Source organism: Aneurinibacillus migulanus, from assembly GCF_001274715.1.
Taxonomy (GTDB): domain Bacteria; phylum Bacillota; class Bacilli; order Aneurinibacillales; family Aneurinibacillaceae; genus Aneurinibacillus; species Aneurinibacillus migulanus.
Window position 1 is genome coordinate 1 of record NZ_LGUG01000003.1, and the last position, 1,498, is coordinate 1,498.

The window sequence follows — 1,498 nt, forward strand, 5'->3', positions numbered from 1 at the left end:
CTATACACGGTACTATCGATAACTTTTTGTCCTTCACCTGCAAGTGATGATGCCTCATGGGCCGAGTCCGATACCTGTCCAGGCGATAATTTTTTCAGCCAGTAATATAGCCGATGAACCGGTAGGTTCTGTTTTTGACACCAGGCAACCTTTGATAGTCCACTGTTTTTATAGTCTTGAATATAAGCTTCCCATTCTTTCTTTAATAGGTGTTTTTCCATAAAAAAACCTCCACATGTAGTATGTAAGGAGATTATCTCATGGGTTATTTACAAGTGGCAGGTGTGGAATATTTGACGCTTACCATCATGTCGTATTCAAATGCGAAAATTATCGAGTTTACAGAGGAAGGGGCAAAAGAAACTTCGCTGGAAGAAACCAATCATTATCGTATCATGAAACAATTTTTTGAGGATAAAGACAGATTGTTGCATCATTTATTAAATCTATAATCTTCTCAATCATCTATTGTTATGACATTCAACCTGTTATTTTCTAAGTTTGCTTTTTAGTGTTTCTTACAGGCTGAATCTCTATTCAACACATAGTAAAATATTTCCATACCTATTCTACTCGTTTTTTCCTTTGCCTAACAAAGTAAACAGTTCTAGTTATCAAGCAAAGGATAATTGCCATTTTGATGCTCTCAAGATACAAAAAACTCTTCATTAAAGCCATTAAAAAATTTAATATCATCTACTCCCACTCTTCAAAAGATAAATTAGTAGGTTCATCTAAAAGGTCAGCAGAAAAATCAATGTTGGTTGTTGGTGTTTGTTTATCAACTTCCTCAAATTTAAGTTCATCAATCCATACTTGCCCATTTCCCGAAAGTAAAACACCAAAGGCAATGACTGCACTGTTTTTTGGTACATCTAAAACAATGTGATAATGATTCCACTCTGTATTTCCTACAATGGGGCGGTCACTCATATTATCAAATTGCAGTATATCATGAAATGCATCATCGACTCGCATCCAAAATCCACAGAATCCATCAACATCTTTGGATTTTAAAAATCCAGAGAGCTTTAACCTTTTGCCCAGATACTTCTCAGCTTTAAATCCCTGCATCATCGTTGCAAATTCGCCTTGGGATTGGACGGTAAAAGATTTTAGAAATCCAGATGCCCTCCCCTTATGAAAGTTTTCTCTATCAATTCCCATCTGATAATTAAACGGATGACTACCACTTAACTTCCATCCTTTTAATAACTGTTCATTTTTCAACACGATTTCCTCCCTTTGTAAAGTTAATTTGCCTATAATTTTACGGTATTGCCCTGGCGGTAAATGGTAATATTTCTTAAATGAACGAGTAAATGATTCCTGCGTTTCAAAGCGATAATAGAAAGCAATATCTATTATCTTTTCATCCGTATAAAGTAACATGTTAGCTGAATTGGCAATTCTTCGATATCGAATATATTCAGATACAGTTACACCAACCTCTTTTTGAAAAATACGATGATAGTGATACTTTGAAAATCTAGCAAAC

The 1,498-nt window shown here is 34.9% G+C and carries 3 protein-coding genes; 1 reads left to right on the top strand and 2 read right to left on the bottom strand.

What is annotated here, in order from left to right; translation table 11 throughout:
- A partial coding sequence (gene tnpA / locus AF333_RS34465; RefSeq protein WP_053432642.1) for an IS66 family insertion sequence element accessory protein TnpA occupies positions 1 to 221 on the bottom strand: 221 nt, incomplete at its 3' end.
- Between the two features lie 39 nt (positions 222 to 260).
- On the opposite strand from tnpA, the gene AF333_RS01605 reads away from it, so the two are divergent.
- The gene (locus AF333_RS01605; protein ID WP_043065886.1) at positions 261 to 452 is read left to right on the top strand and encodes a hypothetical protein; all 192 of its coding nucleotides are present in this window, start codon (positions 261 to 263) and stop codon (positions 450 to 452) included.
- A 244-nt stretch (positions 453 to 696) separates the two neighbouring features.
- Here the strand turns inward: AF333_RS01605 and AF333_RS01610 are convergent.
- Positions 697 to 1,498, bottom strand: an 802-nt coding sequence (locus AF333_RS01610) for a helix-turn-helix transcriptional regulator (protein WP_053432643.1), incomplete at its 5' end; no start/stop codon positions are given.